The sequence below is a fragment of the Paenibacillus sp. J31TS4 genome, assembly GCF_018403265.1.
Taxonomy (GTDB): domain Bacteria; phylum Bacillota; class Bacilli; order Paenibacillales; family NBRC-103111; genus J31TS4.
Map to the genome: position 1 here is coordinate 133,220 of NZ_BOSI01000003.1, position 21,021 is coordinate 154,240.

17 protein-coding genes and 5 tRNA genes are annotated in these 21,021 nt (G+C 61.1%); 5 read left to right on the forward strand and 17 right to left on the reverse strand.

Going from position 1 to position 21,021, the window contains the following annotated elements; genetic code table 11:
* Positions 1-2: 2 nt before the first annotated feature.
* Complete coding sequence (locus tag KJS47_RS15540; protein WP_213525990.1) at positions 3-1,316, reverse strand: aspartate aminotransferase family protein; 1,314 nt, start codon at positions 1,314-1,316, stop codon at positions 3-5.
* Positions 1,317-1,666: 350 nt separating this feature from the next.
* Between KJS47_RS15540 and KJS47_RS15545 the strand changes: the two genes are divergently transcribed.
* Entirely contained in the window at positions 1,667-2,446 is a 780-nt protein-coding gene (locus KJS47_RS15545) for an IclR family transcriptional regulator (protein ID WP_213525991.1), read from the forward strand.
* A 445-nt stretch (positions 2,447-2,891) separates the two neighbouring features.
* Here KJS47_RS15545 and KJS47_RS15550 read toward each other — a convergent pair whose 3' ends face one another.
* From KJS47_RS15550 to KJS47_RS15580, 7 genes are all read right to left on the reverse strand, one after another.
* Positions 2,892-3,089, reverse strand: a complete 198-nt coding sequence (locus KJS47_RS15550; protein WP_213525992.1) for a twin-arginine translocase TatA/TatE family subunit — start codon at positions 3,087-3,089, stop codon at positions 2,892-2,894.
* 39 nt (positions 3,090-3,128) lie between these two features.
* Positions 3,129-4,484 (reverse strand): extracellular solute-binding protein, encoded by a 1,356-nt coding sequence (locus tag KJS47_RS15555; RefSeq protein WP_249716428.1) that lies wholly within the window; start codon positions 4,482-4,484, stop codon positions 3,129-3,131.
* Between the two features lie 301 nt (positions 4,485-4,785).
* Positions 4,786-7,137, reverse strand: a complete 2,352-nt coding sequence (locus KJS47_RS15560) for a hypothetical protein (protein ID WP_213525994.1) — start codon at positions 7,135-7,137, stop codon at positions 4,786-4,788.
* Positions 7,138-7,202: 65 nt separating this feature from the next.
* On the reverse strand, positions 7,203-7,982 hold the full coding sequence (locus KJS47_RS15565) for an SDR family NAD(P)-dependent oxidoreductase (RefSeq protein ID WP_213525995.1): 780 nt from the start codon (positions 7,980-7,982) through the stop codon (positions 7,203-7,205).
* 77 nt (positions 7,983-8,059) lie between these two features.
* A complete protein-coding gene (locus KJS47_RS15570; protein WP_213525996.1) occupies positions 8,060-9,277 on the reverse strand; it encodes a Gfo/Idh/MocA family protein in 1,218 nt (405 codons plus the stop codon).
* Positions 9,278-9,854: 577 nt separating this feature from the next.
* Positions 9,855-11,153 carry an MFS transporter gene (locus KJS47_RS15575; protein WP_249716429.1) on the reverse strand — a complete coding sequence of 433 codons (1,299 nt, stop codon included), beginning with the start codon at positions 11,151-11,153 and terminating at the stop codon, positions 9,855-9,857.
* 374 nt (positions 11,154-11,527) lie between these two features.
* Positions 11,528-13,075, reverse strand: a complete 1,548-nt coding sequence (locus tag KJS47_RS15580; RefSeq protein WP_213525997.1) for a trypsin-like peptidase domain-containing protein — start codon at positions 13,073-13,075, stop codon at positions 11,528-11,530.
* 309 nt (positions 13,076-13,384) lie between these two features.
* Between KJS47_RS15580 and KJS47_RS15585 the strand changes: the two genes are divergently transcribed.
* A complete protein-coding gene (locus KJS47_RS15585) occupies positions 13,385-13,828 on the forward strand; it encodes an Rrf2 family transcriptional regulator (RefSeq protein WP_213525998.1) in 444 nt (147 codons plus the stop codon).
* Between the two features lie 149 nt (positions 13,829-13,977).
* Positions 13,978-14,613 carry an NAD(P)-dependent oxidoreductase gene (locus tag KJS47_RS15590; RefSeq protein WP_213525999.1) on the forward strand — a complete coding sequence of 212 codons (636 nt, stop codon included), beginning with the start codon at positions 13,978-13,980 and terminating at the stop codon, positions 14,611-14,613.
* A 116-nt stretch (positions 14,614-14,729) separates the two neighbouring features.
* On the opposite strand, the gene KJS47_RS15595 is transcribed toward KJS47_RS15590, so the two are convergent.
* The 6 genes from KJS47_RS15595 to KJS47_RS15620 all read right to left on the reverse strand — a co-directional run bounded on the left by KJS47_RS15595 (position 14,730) and on the right by KJS47_RS15620 (position 16,166).
* Positions 14,730-14,815, reverse strand: a tRNA-Leu gene (locus KJS47_RS15595).
* A 77-nt stretch (positions 14,816-14,892) separates the two neighbouring features.
* Positions 14,893-14,968 (reverse strand) — tRNA-Lys (locus tag KJS47_RS15600).
* 8 nt (positions 14,969-14,976) lie between these two features.
* Positions 14,977-15,051 (reverse strand) — tRNA-Glu (locus KJS47_RS15605).
* Positions 15,052-15,367: 316 nt separating this feature from the next.
* Positions 15,368-15,458 (reverse strand) — tRNA-Ser (locus KJS47_RS15610).
* Positions 15,459-15,465: 7 nt separating this feature from the next.
* Positions 15,466-15,541: transfer RNA gene (locus tag KJS47_RS15615), tRNA-Asn, on the reverse strand.
* Between the two features lie 154 nt (positions 15,542-15,695).
* Positions 15,696-16,166 carry a SprT family protein gene (locus KJS47_RS15620; RefSeq protein WP_213526000.1) on the reverse strand — a complete coding sequence of 157 codons (471 nt, stop codon included), beginning with the start codon at positions 16,164-16,166 and terminating at the stop codon, positions 15,696-15,698.
* A 210-nt stretch (positions 16,167-16,376) separates the two neighbouring features.
* Between KJS47_RS15620 and KJS47_RS15625 the strand changes: the two genes are divergently transcribed.
* Positions 16,377-16,727 (forward strand): hydrolase/acyltransferase, encoded by a 351-nt coding sequence (locus KJS47_RS15625; protein ID WP_213526001.1) that lies wholly within the window; start codon positions 16,377-16,379, stop codon positions 16,725-16,727.
* A 74-nt stretch (positions 16,728-16,801) separates the two neighbouring features.
* Positions 16,802-16,963, forward strand: a complete 162-nt coding sequence (cmpA, locus tag KJS47_RS15630) for a cortex morphogenetic protein CmpA (protein ID WP_213526002.1) — start codon at positions 16,802-16,804, stop codon at positions 16,961-16,963.
* Between the two features lie 345 nt (positions 16,964-17,308).
* Here cmpA and KJS47_RS15635 read toward each other — a convergent pair whose 3' ends face one another.
* The 3 genes from KJS47_RS15635 to KJS47_RS15645 form a co-directional block, all read right to left on the reverse strand.
* Positions 17,309-19,531, reverse strand: a complete 2,223-nt coding sequence (locus tag KJS47_RS15635) for a Tex family protein (RefSeq protein ID WP_283772085.1) — start codon at positions 19,529-19,531, stop codon at positions 17,309-17,311.
* 556 nt (positions 19,532-20,087) lie between these two features.
* A complete protein-coding gene (locus KJS47_RS15640; protein ID WP_213526003.1) occupies positions 20,088-20,438 on the reverse strand; it encodes a type II toxin-antitoxin system PemK/MazF family toxin in 351 nt (116 codons plus the stop codon).
* A gap of 3 nt (positions 20,439-20,441) precedes the next feature.
* The gene (locus KJS47_RS15645; RefSeq protein WP_213526329.1) at positions 20,442-20,693 is read right to left on the reverse strand and encodes a CopG family ribbon-helix-helix protein; all 252 of its coding nucleotides are present in this window, start codon (positions 20,691-20,693) and stop codon (positions 20,442-20,444) included.
* Positions 20,694-21,021: the final 328 nt, after the last annotated feature.

The window sequence follows — 21,021 nt, forward strand, 5'->3', positions numbered from 1 at the left end:
GCTTAGAGCTTGCCTTCGCCGCGCAGCTCCTTGAGCACGTCCTCGATGCAGGTCAGCGTATGGTCGATGTCCGCATCCGTATGGCTGAAGCTGATATGGTTGCGCTTGATGTTCATCGGCATTTTGAAGATGCCGCGGTTCATCAGCCGGCGCCGGTAGTCGACATAAACCTCGGCGTTGTTGTCCATCAAATCGGTGTAGTTCAGCGGCTCGCGGTCCATGAAGTAAGTCGTCCAGACCGAGCCAAAGCCCGCCACGTAAGCTTCGAGGCCCATGGCGGCATGGATGTCGCGGATGCCCTGGCGCATCTTCTCGCCCAGACGGAAGATGTGCTCATGCACGCCTTCGTTCTCCATCATCTCGAGCGTCGCGATGGACGCGGCGGTGCCGACGGCATGGCCGTTATAGGTGCCGGCGAACCAGACGTCGCCGCCCGGGTACGTATTGAAGCGCTGCATGTATACCTTCTTGCCTGCGATCGCGGCGATCGGGAAGCCGTTCGCCATCGCCTTGCCCATCGTGGTCAGGTCCGGCGTAACGCCGCATACCTTTTGGAAGCCGCCAATGTCGTGGCGGAAGCCGGTGATGACCTCGTCAAAAATAAGAAGGGTACCGTGCTGCGAGCACAGGTCGCGGAGCCCCTGCAGGAAGCCGTCCTGCGGCATGACGCAGCCGATGTTGTGCGGGATCGGTTCGACGATGAGCGCCGCGACCTCGCCCTTGTTTTCCTCGAGCGTGCGCTGCACGTCATCGAGGTCGTTGAACGTGCAGATGAGCGTATTGTCGATCGCCTCGTCCATCATGCCCGCGGAGCCGGGATCGCGCTTGCCGATCATGTCCGGTGCGCTCAGCATGTTGCGGGCGACATAGTCGTGCCAGCCGTGGTAGCAGCCCTGGAATTTGATCAGTTTCTTGCGGCCCGTAACGGCCCGGCACAGCCGGATCGCGTGGTAGGTCGCCTCGGAGCCCGAATTGCAGAACAGCACCTGCTCCGCCGACGGCATATGCTTGCAGATCTTCTCGGCGAGCTCGATCTCGAGATCGGTCGTGCCTACGCCGTACAGGTCGGTGCGCTCGAGTGCTTCCACGACCTTCTTAGTTACATAGGGATGACGGTGGCCGAGCACGAACGGACCGAACGCCGCCTGGTAGTCGATATAGCGGTTGCCGTCGGCATCATAGATGTAAGCGCCTTCCGCTTTGGTAAAAATAAGATGAGGCTCTACGTTACGGATCGACGTATGGACGCCGCCCGGTGTAAACTCTTTCGCTTTCTCGTACAGACCTTTGGAGACGTTGACAGCCAATGTACTCATCTGCTCACTCCTTGTTAAACATTGTTTTATATATTAAACACGTTTCTTATAAAATAATCCTCCTGCCCCGTTCTGTCAATACGCCGGACGCGATTCTTCTCCCGGCTGTTCCCGGCGACTGGCGAGATTGGCGGGAAAAAGAACTGCCGCGGAGGGAGCCAACGGTCAACCCTCGGCCAGTCCTCGCTCAGTGTCCGGTCAGTCCAAGGACGGTCCCCGTCGACCCCGGTCTGCCCTTGCATGGTTAACCAGCGGTTAACATTGACGGTAAGGCCTATTTGTTTGTATAGTAAACAAAAGGAAGTTGGTTTTAATATTAAACGATGTTTAATTAGGGGTGTGCAGCCATCATGACCACCGACAACAAATACAAGGTTCCCGCGCTGGACAAGGCCATCGCCATCATCGAGACGCTCGCGGTGCACGACACGCCGCTCGGCGTCAGCGAGCTGTGCAAGATGGTCGAGATTCCGAAGACCAGCGTCTTCTTCATTCTGAATACGCTTGAGCAACATCAATATATTTTCAAAAGCGCCGAAGGTAAGTACTCCCTCGGCTCCAAGTTCATTACGATCGGGCTCTCCGCCCTGAACCGGCTGGACATCCGCGACCGTGCCCTCTCGGTGATGGAGGAGCTGATGAACGAGACGGGCTTCACCGTCCATCTCGCCGTTCCCGATCAATATGAGGCCATGTATCTGGCCAAGGTGGAGAACCAGGCATTCGTTAAGTTCTCCACCTATATTGGACAGAGGCAGCCGCTCCATGCCTCCGGTGTCGGCAAGGCGATCGCCGCCTTCCTGCCGGCTGAGCAGGTGGAGGAAGCGATCCGAGTCAAGGGCCTCCCCGAGAAGACGGAGCGGACCATCACGAACCGGCAGGACTTCCTCACCCAGCTGGAGATTATCCGCCAGCAGGGATACTCGGTGGAGGACGAAGAAGGCGAATCGGGCATCCGCTGCATTGGCGCACCGGTGTTCGACCATCTCGGCGTTCTCAAGGCCGCGGTCAGCATCACGGCACTGCGGACCGAACTGCCCATCCACGACATTCCGCGCGTCGGCGAGCAGGTCAAGAATGCGGCCAATCGGATTTCCGAGCGGCTAGGATACCCCCTCCCCACAAAGTGAAGCCGATGCTGACGATGTTTATTCCGAGTACTTTGCGGGGGCCCCGAAACATCCTCACAAAGTGAAGCGGATGCTGACGTAGTAAATTCCTATTACTTTGCGGGGGCCCCAGGATATCCCCGGGGGCAGAACCTTATGAGAGCCGCCGTAACCGGGCTAACCATCAGCCCGGTGAAACGTTAAGCGGGTTAACCGGTTCGGCTGAGGGCAAGGACGGGGCCGTGACCGAGCGGGGTCGTACGGGTCATGAAGTCCCTGTATGACCTACAGAGCTCCGTTAGGTCGCGAGCGACCTCCTCTCCTGCACAATAGGTCGGCCAACAGACGCGCCAATCTCCGGTAGCGCTTACATAATGATGTGCGCAGGACGGAGGCCGAAGCTCCCATGGCAATAGCCTAGAGCCGGAATAGAGCTCTGCCTTCTCCGGCAAATTCCCACTGACCGTCAGCAACCGTCCGGCTTCCGGTCGTCTTGCTTGTCCTCCCGGCTGTGGTCTTCGGACTCCTCCCGCCTGCTCTTGCGGAAGTCGCCGATGGTCGAGCGAATCGCCCGGCCGAGCGCCGGGAGCCGGGATGGCTTCATCACGAGAATGACCACAAGCGCAATCAGAATCCAGCCGGTCAGGCCGATGTTCAGGAACATAGAGCTACCGCCTCTCTCCCCTTGGGGGATCACATATTGTTACGCGTGCCGAGCCTTCTCCTCGATACGGGCGCAGAACGTCTCCTCCGATTCAAGCGCGGCCCAGAACAGCTTGACCTCCCGGTTGATTTCCGCCAGCTCCTGCACCGTCACGCCCATGTCGGTGAAATAGCGGAAGCCCGGGATCGTCTCGCGGAACAGCGAGAACCGCGACGGCCGGTACAGCCCGGAGTCGCCGTTCCATTCGGCCGCCGTCCGCAGGGCGGGCAGGCTGTAGGTCTGCTGCCGGATCACCTGCTGCGCCTCTTCCGAGGTGAGGAAGTTGACCAGCTCCTCCGCCGCTTCCCTATTCGCGGAGCGGCTGTTCACGGCGAGGCCGATATTCAGCAGCAGCGTAACCGGCTTCTCCAGATAAGGGACCGGCGCCAGATCGAACGCCGTCTCTCCTTTTAAGTAATTCAAGTAAAAGTAACTCGTAATGACCATCGACACCTTGCCGTTCGCCAGCAGACGCTCCGATTCTCCGGTCGTGATGCCTTCAGACAGGAGAGGCAGCTCGTTCTTCATGTCCCGGCAAATGCGCAGCGCCTCCATCATGCGCGTATCGGCGAGCCGGATGCGGCCGCCGGCGCCGCGCTCGAAGCGCGCACCCATCTGCAGCGGCAGGAGCGGCCACCGGTTCGGCGAATAGAAGTCGCTGTGGAAGCCGATTCGCTCGTTCGGGATGGCGAGCTTGGCCGCGTTGCGGATCAGATCCTCCCAGCGCCAGCTGCTGTCGGGCTCATTGAGCCCCGCCTCGCGAAAATGCTCCCGATTGTAGCACAGAATCAGCGGAGAAAAGATAAACGGGCGGACAAGCAGACGGCCGTTCAGCGTGAATGCGTCCGACAGGAACTCGTAATGTCCCGGGTCTCGCTGCAGCGGCTGAAGCAGCTGCGCGTCGTTCGTCTCCGTGAAATAGCGGAAGTCCGTATAGTTCATCATGATGGCGTCGAAGATGCCCCCGGACAGGTATGTCTTCACGTAGCCGAAATGGTCGCTCGAAACCGGCACCGCCTGGACGCGGATATGCGGATGCTTCTCGTGGAACCGCGCCAGCAGACCATGGATATCCGCTTCTCCCGTCACTGACGAGTGAAAGCCGAATTTGATCGTCGTTTGGCCCGCTTCCGGCTGGCCGATGACCTTGGTCCCAACCCGCGGCAGCTTCTCGATGAGCCCCTCGCCGACCAGAATGTCGAGCCCTTTGCGAACCGACTGGTTGCTCAAGTGGTATTGAACGGCGAGCGTCTTCTCCGACGGCAAAAACTCCCCGGCCCTCCGCTTCCCCGTCCGTATCTCTTCTCGTAATGTGCGGACGAGCTCGTTCAGCCTCATCCGTGAAGTCTGGTGCATGCTTCCCTTCTCCATAGCAAACCCTCATTCTATATGATCCGCGGCCGCTTGGCTGCGCCGCGGGAGACGCGTAATTAGTATACCATTTCCCAAACCCTTCCAATAGCAGGACGATGCGCGGCCGGCGCTGACGCCGGCCGCGTTCGTTCCTAGTCTATCTCCTCCCGCTCCCTGCCGTCCTGCGGGCAAGTTCCGATAAGCTGGATACCCTTCCGTAAAGAACGGCCGCGATCGGCGGAGCCGCCTGCTCGTCGTTACCCGTTTCGCAGGCTCTCCGAATCATCTGGATTCTTCGTTGCAGTTACCCGCCTATCGTCAGATTGCCCTCGCTATGCTTGATGCCGTCCCCTTCCGCCGGAAGCGACGAGCGGTTCACTCCCTCTTCGACGCAGGAGGTCAGGAAGAAGTAGTTCGACCCGCCGAAGCCGCCCTTGGCCGCTTCGTATTTGCCCCCGACGAACCGGGAGCCGATCGCCTTGAGCCGGTTGGCGGCGCCCTCGATTTGGAAGTGGGCGGTCGCCGCATCCGCCGGCCGGCTCACGACGCCGCCGAAGCTCCAGGTGACGTTGTTCGCCGGATCGACGCTCTTCAGGAACGCTTTCTCCGCATTGGTCCCGTGGAAGACGGCGCCGCCGTCGACCGTAACGGCCTGCTCCGGCTTGCCCGTCGCCGCCTGGTCGTAGGCCCCCTTGAGCACGAAGCCGGTGTTCTGGAAGCCGCCGCCTTGCATGACGATCTCCTTGCTGCCTACGCGGATCGGGGACGCCGCAGGGGACGCCCCTTTGAACCACGTGTTGACCAAGACCAGCCTTTCGAAGCTGCCGATGTTGTTGTTATCCACGTTAAGGAATTGGCAGTTCGTCATCGTGAAGTCCGCGTCGACGGGCAGATTGCCGACCGCCGTGCTCCGCACCGGACGGGAGATCTCGTAATCCTTCGTCATGCCGAAGGTGCAGCCGTCGGCCAGGTTCGCCCGCTTGGAGCGGTTCGAGCTCCGAGACAGAGTTAGCATCGTCTCCGCCGTGCAGCCGCGCATTTGGAGGCCGTCGGCGTTCGCCCAGATCGTGCCCGAATTGGCGAGCCCCTCTTTATAAAACGCATGCACGTCCTCCAGCGTGAGATCCGTCAGCTTCTTGTGGGCGACGATCCGGGTAGCGACGTGCTTGCGGACGGTAATCCGCTTGGCGCTGTCGCCCCAGGTCGTCCCGCTGTTGGCGAACGACAGAAGGCCGGAATTTCCTATGTAAACGAGATCGTGCTCGAACTGGCCGTGCGTGACGAACGGACCGTAATCGTCGCCGTCGCCATGGCAGTTCTCGACCATGCAGTAGCCGGCACAGGTGAAGTCGTTCAGGTGCCGTGCGTTGCTTGTATTGCAGTCCCGGACATGCCCGTAGAGCACGTTCAGCTGCTGGGTCAGATAGCCCGTGCCGCCCCAGTCCCGTTCCTCGGGATTGATGAGCTCGCACCGCTCCGTGACGTAATGCGTGCAGTAGCGGCGCTGCACGACGGGCCAGAACACCTTGGTCGCCCGCACGCCGGACACGTCGCATTCCACCGCGAATTCATAGGCGACGGGGTTCGAGCCGATCTGGTCCCACGTCTCGAACGGCCTCTCGCTCGTGGAGTTGGTCGGCGGCACCGGCACGCCAACGAACCGCATATTGCGCACATGGCAGCGGAACACCGGATTCATCTTTTTGTATGTAATGACCCGCCCGGCAGCGAGCGCCCAGCCCAGCTTGTAGTTGACCCGGATATGCTTGCTGTCGAGAATCTCCGTCACCTTCAGCAGATAATCCAGCTCCCGCTGGGCGCCGCCGCCCGGGTTGTTCTTCACCTGGGCGATCCACCAGTCCTCGACCTGGAAGGCGGAGGCGTCGGCCACCTCCAACACGTCGGTCAGCTCAATGAGTTCGGCCGACAGCGTGACGGTCTGGGTCGGTCCGGCAGGCGTCCCCTGGAAAAACAGGACGGCTCCGAACGGATTGTCGCGCGTGTTCAGCTCGATGCCGTTCGTCGTTACGGTGTGGCCGTAAAAATCCAGCTCGATGCCGCTGCGGCTGTACTTATGCCGGCGGACAAAGTTCAGATTGGTGTGCGCTTCGATCCGGTAGATCGCCGGGTCGTTCACCATGGCGTCGAGCGCGTCGTCCGCATTCTTGGTCTCACCGAAAATACCGAAGCAGCGAAAATCCCCTACGCCGCCGTGCAGCTGCTCCCAGCGGCCGGGCTTGCCTTTTCCTCCAGTCGGGTCGTGGACCGAACCGCCGTTGTCCGGACGGGTGCTCCCCTCTACCCAGCGGACGATCTTAGCGCCGCCGTCTCCTTCCCGGTAATAGCCGCCTACATAGACAGTAGTCCCCTGCTTCCACTGTCCCTGCGGCAGATTCAGCAGTGCCTCAACGTTCGGAACCTGCAGCATGCCGGTCGGTCCTCCGCTCCCTTTGCCCGAGAGGCCGGTGTCCGCCTGCTCCGTTCCCACTGTCTCTTCCGCCCCAAAGGCTAGCCGGGGAACAAGGGCGTTGCCGGCAAGCAGCACGCCTCCCGCGCTTAATGTTTGCAGCATCTTGCGTCTGCTGATGCCTGCCTTGCGGCCCTCGCCGCCTGTTTCGCTTGCTCCCGCTTCGGGTGTCCAGCCGTCCTGATTCATCGTTTCCCAGCCTCCATTTGATCAACTTTGGTAGGACCTGTCCGGTCCCTGGAATTGGACTGCACTTACAAATCCCCGGCGTTGGCCAGATGGCCTCCATCCACGACAAGCGTCGCTCCCGTAATATAGGAAGCTTCGTCCGAGGCGAGGAAGAGGAACGCATTCGCCACTTCCTCGACTGTGCCGAGACGCCCCATCGGCGTCCGGGCGGTCAGCTCGAGGCCCGGCTCTCCCTTCTGCTTCAGCTCGCGGTCGAGCGGCGTGTCGATGAAGCCCGGCGCGACCGCGTTGACGCGAATGCCGTAGCGCGCCAAATCCGACGCCATCGACTCGGTCAGCAGGACGACTCCGCCCTTGGACGCGTTGTAATGAGCGAGCATCGTGCTGCCGGCGACGCCGTTCTTGGACGCCATGTTGACGATGGCGCCCCGGATGCTCTCCTTCACCATCCGTCCGGCGATGAGCTGGCTCAGCCGGAACATGCCGGTCAGGTTGATGTCCAGCGTCCGCTGCCAGCGGGAGAGCGGGATGTCCAGAAACGGCTCCCGGGTCGCAACTCCCGCATTGTTGACGAGCAGGTCAAGTCCGCCGAACCGGCTCCATGCCTCGTCTGCTGCCCGCTCGACCGCAGCCGGATCGCTCATATCGCAGACAACGGTGCATACGCCTAATTCCGGCTGCTCCGGGCAGCGGTCCTTGAGTCCGGCGGCAGCCGCCGCCAGCTCCTCCTCGCGGTAATCCAGCAGCACGACCGATGCGCCCTCCTGCCGGAACCGCTCGGCAATTCCCAGCCCAATGCCTCGCGCGCTCCCGCTGATCAGGGCACGCTTCCCTCTTAATCTCATGAACCGGCTACCTCCGTCTCTTATTCGGTGTAGGTCTGCCACTCTCATGCTGCGCAAAATCCGCCTTCCTCCGCTTGCTAGGACGTCGGACGGCTAACATCGAAGCGGGGAAACGGAATCGGCTGGCCTCCCTTCACCACCGACTGCATTGACAGCGGAAAGACCGAGCTCCACCGGACCGCGTCATAGACGTCGATTGCGGGCCGCCGGCCTTCACGCACGGCGCTTACGAATTCCTCGATGACGAAGAAGTCGCCGCCGCCGTGCCCCGTCCGGTCCGCTTCGTCCCCCCACCGCTTCCAGCGCGGGTGCTCGAACTCGGCACGGTAGGCCGAGAGCGGCTCCCATTCGGGCTCCAGGTCTCCCTCTCGCCCGGGCGAGGCGCCGGGCGACCGGCCTGCGAGCCAGACGAGCGGTTCCTCGCCCTGTCTGCGCTCGGAGACGTAAGCGCCGCGGGTCCCCTGCAGTCCATAATGGGTCATCTGATGCGGCCGCCCGGACACCCAGTCGACCCGCAGCGAGATGACGGCTCCGTTCCGGGTGCGAATCAGCGTGACGGCCGTATCGCCCTGCTTCCAATAGAAAGGATCGGCCCCCGGATGAGCGTCGCCGAACTGCTCTCGCACGTAGCCGGCCATGGAGCCGGCTCGCGACGTGAACGTCGAGAGCGTCTCGAGCTCATCGGTCTGTCCGATCCCGAGCCACTGGGCGACAGGGCCGAGGGAATGCGTCGGGTAGTTCATCCCGTTGTAGTCCCGCTGCAGCTCGCCCCGCCACGCGAGCCGTCCGTCAGGCTGCAGCGTCAGCCTGCGGCAGTCGTGGAGATACCCGCCCTCGGCGAACGTGATCTCCCCGAACGTGCCCTGCTGCGCCATATTCAGCACCATCTGGTTCTGGCGCATGAAGCAGTAGTTCTCGGCCATCATGTACGTAAGCCCGGTGCTCTCGACCGTCTCGACGAGCTCCCGGCATTCCTCCAAGGTGTGCGCCGCGATCACCTCGCTCAGCACGTGCTTGCCCGCTTGGAGCGCCTCGATCGCCTGCCGGGCGTGGAGGAGGAGCGGAGTCGCCAGCAGGACGGCGTCCACCCCCGGATCCTCCAGCAGCCTGCTGTATTCGGTGTAGGTGCGAATCTCCGGGTATTTCTCCTTCCACTGGGCCAGATACTCCTCGTTATATTCGCATACCGCCGCCAGAGCGACCCGCTCCGGCATTGCTTCGAGGGCCGCATGGAACGCGGCTCCCCTTCTTCCGCCTACCACGGCCAGACGTACAGGCCTATCCCCATGTTTCACGAGCGAACTCCCCTTCGGGCGGATTGGTTTCTCCGCCTTTAACATGATTGGCTTGCCCGGGCGCTCCGGCGATCACGGCTTGAACCAGCCGTACACCTCGACGATGTTGTCATTGTCGACACTATCCCGCGTGTAGGCGTTCTTCGATAATCTCGGGGTCTCCTTGCCATTTCGCTTGTAATGAGCGCCGGCTTTGCCCTATTTGGTGAGCAGGAAGCACTCCCCGCCGGCCAGCCAGTCGTGTTCTCAATCGACTTCTGATACTCCTAAACCTGGTTTGTTCCTGGTTTGTTTTATTATAGAATTGTCCTGAAAGCGCTGTCAACGAGTTGGGCGATATTTCTTCAATGGGACATATAAAAACGCCCAGCGGCACTGGACGTTGGAGAGAAGCGGCGTAGAGGGAGCACCCGGCGCTGAGAGGCGGAGGCCATGAGCCGGCGTGGTGGAGCAATCGACGGCGGACGAAGCCTCTGCGTTACGCCGCGTGGGCAACACTACCTCACGCGTGCACGGTGCGAGGGTCCGCTTTTTGCGGAGAGGCTGCATGCGTCGCGTGGCACGGAGCGCGGTCCCGCTACTGCCGGACCGGCTTCCGTGTGCGCAGCCGGGCGGTCACCCGCTCGGCTATTGACGACCGCTTGCGCGCGGTCCGATCGCCGCCCGCTGCGCCTCCCTCCCGCGGCCGGATCGCGAACAGCGCCAGCAAAGCGGCGGCGGCGCACGGAACGGCCAGCAGGAAGAAGAGCGTCCGGTGCGAACTCTGCATGAGGAGCGACACGGCAGGTGGTCCGAGGGCGACGCCGAGGAAGCGGGCGCTGCTGTACAGCGAGGTGACCGTCCCCCGCTGCTCCTCCTCGAAGCACTGCGTCAGGAAGGCGTCCATGCAAGGCAGCGCGGCCCCGATGCCGATGCCGCCGACGAACAGACTTCCGAGCAGGTACGGAAGCCGTTCCAATAGCCCGGCGGCAAGGAGCGAGGCGGTCAACAGCAGCAGCCCGCCGGCGGCGGCCCGCTTCATCCCCTTCTTGCTGCGGCCGATCCAACGCCCCGTCAGATAGGAGGTGAGACTAATCGAGGCGAGCGGGATGGCGAGCAGCAGTCCTTTGCGGACACCCCGAATGCCGTACTCGGCCTCCAGGATCGAGGAAAGGTAGAACTGGACGCCGAATATAACGAACATCGCCACGCCCCCAATGGCAAACACGGAAAACAGCCAGCGTCCCTTAACCCCAAACAGTCGGAATAGCGAACAGAGAAACGGACCGAACGGCTTTAGCTCGCGCGCTTTGCCGCCTTGGGGTGCCTTGACGAGGAACGCAACGAGTATCATCGACACAGCACAAAAAACGGGAAGCGCGAAGAACGGGAAAAACCAAACCACGCCCGCCAAAGCCGCTCCCAAAATGGGACTAAGCACCTTGCCGAACGTATTCGCGGTTTCCACGATGCCGAGGCCTCGGCTGACATCGGATTCCCGCCGATACAAGTCCCCAATGAGCGGCAGAACGATTGGGGCCGCCCCTGCCGCACCGATCCCCTGCAGCAGCCTCCCGGCGAGGATGACCCCATAGGCAGCCTGACCGGTCCACAGCCAAGCCGCCGTACCCGACACGGCGCCCCCCATACCTGCCAGCAGCAGACCTGGGAGGATGACGGCCTTTCGGCCGAAGCGGTCGGACAAATAGCCGGCCAGAGGAACGAGCAGGATCGCGGCCGCGGAATAGACCGTGATGAGCAGACTGACGGCCAGCGGCGAGACGCCCAGCTGGTCGGCTATTTTGGGCAGCACAGGCACCACCATCGAGCTGCCCAGCGTCATGATGAGGGGGATGGTCGCCACGGACAATAGCGCCCCTCGCTTACCGGCTTCCAAGCGCAAACCTCCTCTTGAGCGATCATTTCCGGCCTCTTCGGCTCTCCAGTCGTCCGGTGGAGCATAATATATCCGCCAATAACCGTAGGATTAATCGGATTTTGGCTTGGACGAATGCCCGGTACCTGTTGGTATGGCTGGATTCGGCGGCTTTTATGCATCGCCCGGTTTCTGTGCCCAACAAAAGAAACCGCCAGCCTCGGGACGGCCCCAACGTTAGTTCATGCCTCACTATTGGGTGCCGTTCCACTCGCCGGCGGTCTCCCGCCCTGTGCTGCTGCTCCGTCCGATCCCGGAACGCTAACTGATTACGCGTCTGCGGTGCCGGGGTACACCCCGAACCGCTTGCTCTTCGACTGCGGATTCAATCCGGTCTAGAGCGGCAGCTCCTTCTCCGTGCTGTTCCGGCCCGACGGATCCACCATGAAGTACAGTTTTTTCTCGGCAAAGTCAAGGTATCCCGCATAGAGCGGCAGCGTCACGATATAACTGCCGTCAACGTCCTTCTCGATCTGCTTGGGCTTATAGGAGGAAGGAAACTCCGTCGTCCGGAACGAATGCCAGATCATCAACTGCACATTGTCGGGGATGTCCTTGTGAGCCTCGTTTCCGATCTTCCGGAAGAAATCGGGGATCAGATTCGGCGACTGCTGCTGCAGCCGGATGAGATCCGCACCCTCCTGCCGGTCCCGCACAACCGCGTCGATGTAGATCGTGCCTTCCTCCTCGTCCTGGTCCACCTCGAACGACATGTGGAACGTATGGCCGTCCGCAATATAGCGGACCGGCCCGCCGAACTCATCGTTCAGCCGATCCTCGAGCTCCATCAGCATGTCAAACCAATCCGCCCGTGTCTCTTCAAGCGGCATTGGCTTCGGAGCGGCCGGCTGTTCCATCAAGTTCTTCAGCTCGTTGATCGGAACCGCCAGATTCAGATTCGCAAAACTGCCCAGTCCTCCTGAGGTAATGCCGATCACCTCGCCCTTCAAGTTAAAGAGGGGACCGCCGCTGCTTCCATGATCCAGTGGAGCGGTGGTCTGGATATAGGTCTGCCCCTCCAGCTGACGGGACGCGCTGCTGATGATGCCCGTGGAGACGGTATTCGTCATGCCGAGCGGCGAGCCGATCGCGACGACCGTCTCCCCCGCCTTCACCTGATCCGAATCGCCCAGCTGCACGACAGGCAGGTCGATGTCCTTCACCTTGAGCACGACGAGGTCCTTCTCTTCATCGGCATACAGAACCTGGTCGACTGTATATTCCCTCTTGTCCGCCAAGGTGACCCGGACGCTGCTCGCTCCCGCCACCACATGGTAGTTGGTGACGATCCGGCCGTCCGGCGTCAGCAGGAAGCCGCTCCCGGCTCCCACCGCTTTGCCTTTCTCGTCCATTGTCTCCAGATAGACCACCTTGTCGACTTGTCGGGCGATCTCCTCCACCGTCCGCTCGACTGGCATCGGCGCTATGAGGACCGTGGACGTCTCGCCGTCCCAGCTGACTGTGGCACCAGATGCCTCGCCCACGAAGCGGAGCGGGACGAGCGTATTGCCGTTCACCAGCCGCGGAGCTTTCTCCAGCGTCACCGCCTGACCGTTCACGTAAGCCTTGGCCTGGTCGATCGTCAGGACGATCTTGAGTCCGGTTCGCACGCCGCTCACCGTCTTGGTCTGTGGATCCCACGAGACGGTCAGGCCGAGCCGTTCAAAGATTGGCCGAAACGCGACCAGCGTCGTCCCGTCCTCCAGGATGGGCTGCTCCTCAAAAGCGACAGGCAGTCCGTCCAGCAGAACCTTGACGGCAGGTGCCTCCGCTCGGGCCGGCGCAGGCTGCAGCCCAAGGCCGGCCAGCAATACGACAGCTAGAAACCAAGTAACAAGGCGATGATGGCTTTTCTTCTTGATAGGGTTCTCCTCCAACCGCACAGGTAAAACACGCGTACTTTTTCCCCGTGTATGTAATCGTTTGAGCCGCAGTCTGATTATTTCCAAAATTAGGCAAACCTGCAGCTAACCGATTATAGCACCGTTCGTTTCTTGTGAATAGTCCCTATTCCGGGCTCCGCAATGTCTTCCTTCAGCCGCCAGCGTACGACTTTTTCCGCCCAGCGCCATGCTTGTGGGATCTGCCGGGAAGGCGGATAGAAGAACCGGCACGATGTATAGTAAACTAAGGAGAAAGGACGACGGGCCCGTCTCGAAATCCTTCTTTGTCTGGATTTGTTGCAGACCGACATGCCGCAAAAGGAGGCGTTCCCTACGAACATAAGCAGCCGGTTCGCCGTTGCGATTCATATTCTCTCCCTTCTCGAGATGAACAAGGGAGGCACAAACACATCCGACTTTCTCGCCAGCAGCGTCAACACGAATCCCGTGGTCGTCCGCCGGATCGTGAGCATGCTGAGCAGGGCAGGACTCGTGCAGGTCAAGTCCGGCGTCGCGGGGGCCCGGTTGGCCAAGGAGGCATCCGCCATTACGCTGCTCGACATCTACCGGGCGGTTCAGGTAGTCGAGGAAAACGGCCTGTTTGCCGTTCATGAATGTCCTAATCCCGAGTGTCCTGTCGGACGGAGCATCCAATCCGCGATCCTCCCCGTATTCGTCTCTGCCCAGAGAGCGATGGAATCGGAGCTGGACCGCATTCGTCTGACGGACATCCTTCACAGCATCCCTGTCTAAAGTTGACCTCTTTTGCGCCTGTCTTCTTTTGGAGACAGGCGTTTTTTTCTTGATAGGGCAGGATAAAGAGGAAGGATTGACAGCGGCCATCACCTGTAACTATAATAGTTACAAGTTGGGCATAACAATCCATTCGGGAGGTTAACGATATGAAGATTGCAATTATCGGAGCGAGCGGCAAGGCCGGCCGGCTCATCGCGGAGGAAGCGCTCCGCCGAGGCCACCAGGTGACCGGGCTCGTCCGGGATGCGTCCAAGGCCGAAGGTCTGCCGGTTTTGGAGAAGGATATCTTCTCCCTGACCTCGGACGACCTGAAGCCGTTTGACGCCGTCATCAATGCATTCGGAGCCGCCCCCGGCCAAGAGCACTTGCACGTGGAAGCCGGGCGGCACCTAATCGAGGCTATGAAGGGCGCTTCCGGGACCCGGCTTCTCGTCGTTGGAGGAGCCGGCAGCCTATTCGCAGACGAAGCCCAATCGGTGCGCGTCCTAGACACGCCGGGCTTCCCACGCGAATATTATGCGACGGCGGCGAACCAGGCCCAAAACCTGGAGGATCTGCTCCAGTCCTCCGGCTTCGCCTGGACGTTCCTCAGCCCCTCAGCCTTCTTCGATCCGCAAGGCCCTCGGACCGGTGCCTACCGGGCCGGCGGGAACAACCTGCTCGTCAATTCGGAAGGGAACAGCTATATCAGCTACGCCGACTTCGCCATCGCCGTCCTGGACGAGCTCGAGCATCCGCAGCACGTCAACGAGCGCTTCACAGTCGTAGGCGAAGCTCGCTGAAGCTCCCTCTCCTGCAGCCAGCCGAACCAGAGTCTTCCTACCGGAGACTCTGGTTCGGCATGTTCCAGACAAACAAAAAAATCCTTACGCCTGCGTAAGGATTCCAATTTCGAATATGGTGCGGTTGAGAGGACTCGAACCTCCACGGGCTTTCGCCCACTACCCCCTCAAGATAGCGTGTCTGCCATTCCACCACAACCGCATATGAACAAACGAGGGATTGGATCGCCGCCGTTCGTGCTCGGAGCGTCCGCCCATTCCTGCCCAATCGAGCAGCAATGGTGAGCCATGAAGGACTCGAACCTTCGACACCCTGATTAAAAGTCAGGTGCTCTACCAACTGAGCTAATGGCTCGAGCTCATTGGTGACCCGTAGGGGATTCGAACCCCTGTTACCTCCGTGAAAGGGAGGTGTCTTAACCCCTTGACCAACGGGCCATCGTCATCCAGTCAGCCTTCGCCGGAGGTCCGGCAAGAAGACATTTGTTATTATAGCGGATTCGTAGTTCGCTGACAAGTCCTTTTCGCGAGTCCTCTACCGTCCGCTTCGCTTGGGCAGTCGTCGCATTCGGCTCGCTCCGCTCGGCCCTCTTCCCGACTCCCGGGCTGCAGCGGGAAGCTCCCCTTTTGGCCTGCACTCCTAGAGCGCCGCCGCAACGGACAGGCCGGCCCGGCCCCTGTTTATGGGTCCCTAAAAAGGTCTCCAAACAGCAAAAAAAGCCGCTTTCGCAGCTTCCGCTATCCGATCCATTAATGGCGGAGAGAGAGGGATTCGAACCCTCGCACCGCTTACGCAGTCTAACCCCTTAGCAGAGGGTCCCCTTGAGCCACTTGGGTATCTCTCCAAGATAATGGCTCCCCGAACAGGACTCGAACCTGTGACAACTCGATTAACAGTCGAGTGCTCTACCAACTGAGCTATCAGGGAATATGGATATGTCTTAATGTAACACGATCAGAATAAGGAGTCAAGATGGGAAACCGCGCCCCGCATGGGAAAGCGGCTCCCCTCGCTCCTTCTCCGGCACTCGGGAGCTGTCTGCGACCCTGGCATGCGTTTGCCGTGTTGCCTAACGGCGCCGTCAGCCCCCGCCGGACGGCAGCGTCTCCAGGCGCAGCCGGCCCCGGCAGCGTCCGCAGACGTATTTGCTCGTATCGACCCGGCGCTTGCGCCTGTACTCCATCCCGCAGCTGCCGCAGAACAGCCGGTAGCGGTAAGGCTCTTTCTTCCGCGATTCGGGCAGTGCGGAGCAGAACCGGGACCCGCCCACCTGCTCAAGCAGCCGCCGGAAATCGGCATCCCGGTGTTTGTACCCCCGCCCGCTCAGATGCAGATGGTAATGGCAAAGCTCGTGCTTGATGATTTTCTCGACCTCTTCGGCGCCGAATGTCTCATACTGCTTGGTGCTGATCTCGATATTATGCGACTTGGTAAAGTAGCGCCCGCCCGTCGAGCGGAGCCTCGAGTTGAACGTCGCCCGGTGCCGGAACGGCACGCCGAACGAAGCAAGAGAGACCCGTTCCACCCAGGCCTGCAATTCTATATTGGTCATGCGATATCTCCTTATGCGATGCGCGCCCGTCCGGGCGGCGGCGATGTCGTGGACGGTCCGCGGCAATGACCGCTTCCGCCCGTTCTGCTGCGACGTCTCTATTGAAATAGTCTCGCAAGGTAGGATACACTGTCAAGTAGCAGCCGGGCGGCCGCCGTTCGCGGATGCGCCCGGCAACGGACTATTTGACGCGAAGGAAGGAACTTGACCATGCCGAACATGCGCTATGGGCTGCTCCAGCTGGGAAATGAGCTGGAGTATGTGGAAATGCCCGCCACTCACCTCTATCAACTGACGGCGTTGAACCGCCGCCTGCATAAGGAAATCGACAAGCTGACGGCGGCCAACGTGCCGGCGCTGCCCCGGCTTGTGGCGGAATGCGGCGAGCTGGAGATCGTCGACGGCCTCGTCCCGATAACCGGCGGTCTCGCCTATATCAACCGGCTGGAGAGCGAGTTCGCGGCCGTCACTGAGACCCATTATCCGCTCGTGTCGCTGCTGACCGAGATCCGGGCTCTGCAGGCGCAGCTGGAGCAGTGGTATGAGGAAGAAACCGACTGATGGACCTGCACGAAATGCCGGGAGCGCCCATAAGGTAGGGATACGGGTACTCTCAGCAGGAAGGGGCAGGAGCCATGCCGCAGTGGTTATGTCATCAGTTGATGCGGGCGTTTCAAAACAAGAACCGGAAGCAGGTCAAGCTGCTGAACGATTGCTGGTTCTTTTACCGGACGAAGCAGGCCGCCTGGAGGGAGCAGGAGACCTCCCTGTCGTCCAGGAGCGACGAGCACCGGTAGATGAAATTCCCGATCAGGCCCGCCCTGCGGGCTAGGGACTGGAGCGGCACACAGCCGCCGAATCGAATAAGATGCCAAAAAAAAGAGCATGGGCAAATCGCCCATGCTCTTTGTCGGTTCCGCATAGATGCGGCTGCACGCGGACGGTACGTATTTCGCACGGCCGGAAGCGATCCGGCTTCCGCATATTCGGCTTACTCCCGCTCCGACTTGTGGCGACCCGGCCTACGCATCGTCTCGCGCTACACACGTCGGTTAGCATGCGATCCGCGCACTCACCGTTCGGCAGCCGTGAAGTCCGCTTACGCTCGGTCCGGCCTATGCGCGGTCCTTGCGTGATCCGGTCTACGCACGATCCGGCTTCCGCATCGTCAGGCTGACGCGGCCCTTCTTCTCGTCCACGCCCAGCACCCAGACGGTGACTGTGTCGCCGACCGAGACGACATCCATCGGATGCTTCACGAACCGGCTGCTCAGCTGCGAGATGTGCACAAGTCCGTCATTCTTCACGCCGATGTCGACGAAGGCACCGAAATCGATGACGTTGCGAACGGTGCCCTGCAGCTCCATGCCCGGCTTCAGGTCCTCGAGTTTCAGCACGTCCTTGCGGAAGATCGGCGGAGGCAGTTCCTCACGCGGGTCGCGTCCCGGACGCTGCAGGCTGTCCAGAATATCGCGCAGCGTCGGGACGCCGACGCCCAGACGGTCGGCCAGCTCACCGGCCTGGACGGCCTGCAGCCGCTCCTTCAGCCCTGCCGAGCCCAGCTCGGCCAGCTCAACCTTCAGCTCGCGGAACAAGCGGTCCACAACGTCGTACGACTCCGGGTGGATCGGCGTATTGTCGAGCGGGTTGTCCCCGCCCGGAATCCGCAGGAAGCCGACGCACTGCTCAAACGTTTTCGCGCCGAGGCGCGGCACCTTTTGCAGCTGCTTGCGGCTCGCGAATTTGCCATTCTCCTCGCGGTGCTTGACGATGTTCTTGGCGATCGTCCCGTTCACGCCCGCCACATAGGCGAGCAGAGACGGCGACGCCGTGTTCAGATCGACGCCGACGTGGTTGACCGCCGATTCGACGACCGCGCCGAGGCTCTCCTCAAGCCGCTTCTGCGACACGTCGTGCTGGTACTGGCCCACGCCGATCGCCTTGGGGTCGATCTTGACCAGCTCCGCGAGCGGATCCTGCATCCGGCGGGCGATCGAGATCGCGCTCCGCTCGGCGACATCGAGTTCCGGAAACTCCGTCTGCGCCAGCTTGGACGCGGAGTAGACGCTCGCCCCGGCCTCGCTCGCAATGCTGTAGGCGAGCGATGGATTGTGCTCGCGGATGAAATCCGCAACGAACTGCTCCGTCTCGCGGGAGGCGGTCCCGTTGCCGATGACGATCAGCTCGACGCCGTGCGTATCGACGAGCCTCCGGAACAGCGCCTTCGCCTCCGTCACCTTATTGTTCGGCGGCGTCGGGTACGAGACCGCGATGTCGAGCACCTTGCCGGTCTCGTCGACGACCGCCAGCTTGCAGCCGGTCCGGTAAGCAGGATCGACTCCGAGCACGATCTTGCCTTTGACCGGCGGCTGCAGCAGCAGGCTGCGCAGGTTGCCCGAGAAAATCCCGATCGCCTGCTCCTCCGCCTGCTCCGTCAGCCGGCCCCGGATTTCGCGCTCGACCGCCGGCGCGATGAGCCGTTTGTAGGCATCCTCGATGACCGCCTTCAGCGTATCGACCGCCACCGACCCCCAATGCTTGATCGTCTGCCGGGCGATCTGGTCCGTGATCCTCGCCGCATCGACTGTCAGGCTCACCTTGAGCACGTCCTCTCGCTCACCCCGGTTGATGGCGAGCGTCCGGTGCGGCGGCAGCTTTTTGACCGGCTCCTGGTAGTCGTAATACATCTCATAGACGGATTCCTGCGACTTGTCCTTGGCCGCAGTGACGAGAGTCGCCTGCTCCCAAGTGAACGACCGGACCCACGCCCGGATTTTCGGATCGTCGGCCAGCTGCTCGGCGAGGATGTCCATCGCTCCCTGCAGAGCAGCCTCCGCCGTCTCTACGCCTTTCTCCGGATCGACGTAACGGGCGGCTTCCTGCTCGACATCTCCTTGCCTAGGCTGCTTCCAAAGCCAATCGGCGAGAGGCTCCAGCCCGCGCTCCTTAGCCGCGCTCGCGCGAGTCTTGCGCTTTTGCCGGTACGGCCGGTACAAATCCTCGAGCTCCTGCAGCTTGGCCGCCTTCTCGATATCGGCCCGCAGCTCGGGCGTCAGCTTGTCCTGCTCGGCAATGAGGCGCAGCACCTCCAGCTTGCGCGCTTCGAGATTGCGCAAATACTGCAGCCTTTCCTCAATGTCGCGCAGGGCGTTCTCGTCCAGCTCCCCGGTCATTTCCTTCCGGTAGCGCGCGATGAAGGGGATCGTATTGCCCTCGTCCAGCAGGCCGACCGTCGTCTTGACCTTGCCAGGCGCCAGCTTCAGCTCCTGCGCAATTTGCTTCAGAATCCGCTCCTGCGTTTTCGCCTTCTCTTCCTCCGTCTGCTCCATCGGCCGCTCGAGCAGCGGTTCCGTTCCGTTTGCCATATAACGCTCCTCACTCCCCTTCCGCAAGGCATGCTATCCCGCATTGCCTCCCGGAAGGTCTGCTAATTGGATTCCAGTTCTCTTTCCATTATAGCCGATTCCGCCGCTAAGGTCGTCCGGACCGAACGCAAGTGGCGCGCTGCTGCGCAGCCAGGCCCTTGGCGGCAACGAAAAAACGGCGGACATCCGTCCCCCGTTCTCTCTCCTGTGTTTATGCTTTCCCTGTCACCCGTCCGCCGGGCTGCCTCCCGGCCAGTCCGCCCGCAACCCGGCAGCTTTGCCGCGTCAACGCGACAAACGACAGGGACGACAAAGCCCCTGTCCACCTCGCGGCGACATCGGATTCTTGGCCGCTGCCGAATCTGTGCGCGGCTTCCTGGCTTGCGGGCCGCCTGAGGCGATGCCGTCTCTCTGCAGCAGCCCCGCTCGCGGGCCTCTGTCCATGCGGTCTGGGCACCGGTCCGTACCTCACGCCGGCCTGTGGCCGCTCGCGTGCGGATCCGGTGCGGGTATCGGTCTTCCGGGCGCCCGCCGGACAGCCCTTCCGCTCCGGAAGCTAAAAGTCGATAAGACCTACGCTGATTTGCAAAGCTTCGTCCACCCGGCGCATCGTCTCATCGTCCAGATGCGTAATCTTGTCCGTGAGCCGCTGCTTGTCGATCGTGCGGATCTGCTCCAGCAGCACGACCGAATCCCGGTCGAAGCCGTGAGTCGCCGCATCAATCTCGATATGCGTCGGCAGCTTCGCTTTTTGAATCTGTGCCGTGATGGCGGCAATGATGACGGTCGGGCTGAATCGGTTCCCGATATCGTTCTGGATGACCAGCACCGGCCGAAGGCCCCCTTGCTCGGAGCCGACCACCGGGGAAAGTTCCGCAAAAAACACATCGCCTCGTTTGACTATCAAAGGCTACACCCCGCTAACTAAGCGGTTTACTGTGCTTCCTGCATCCTCTTCCGCCTGAAAAGCCTCCGATGCGATATGGAGATTGATCTTGGCCATTTCCATATACCCGCGCTGCATAGACTCGCGCAGATATCTCTTTTTGCGCTCCATCAGGTAGAGCTTCATCGCCTGACGGATCAGTTCGCTGCGATTGGAATTTTCCAATTCCACAATGCCGTCGACTTCCTGCAAAAGGTGGTCTGGCAAGCTAATCATGATCCTCTTCGTGTTCACATTGGACACCGGTCTCGCACCCCCATAACGTTACACAAACCCATATTACCATTATAACGGAATACAAGCAATTTCATACAAGAAAAAATATATGCATTGCATATAGCAAACATGCTGCATTCCTAGTGAAAGTCCATCCGCTTCCCGGCAGCGCCAGGGACCCTGTTCCACTTCCGATCCAAGGCCGATACTCGGCGGAAGCAGGCGCAAGGGGGTCTCTGCCGGACTGAGCAGCCCCATAAAGCGGCCCCTGATTACGCTATGCTTCCTCTTCCGTCACCATGCCCGGATGCGGACGATTCCGCCGAAT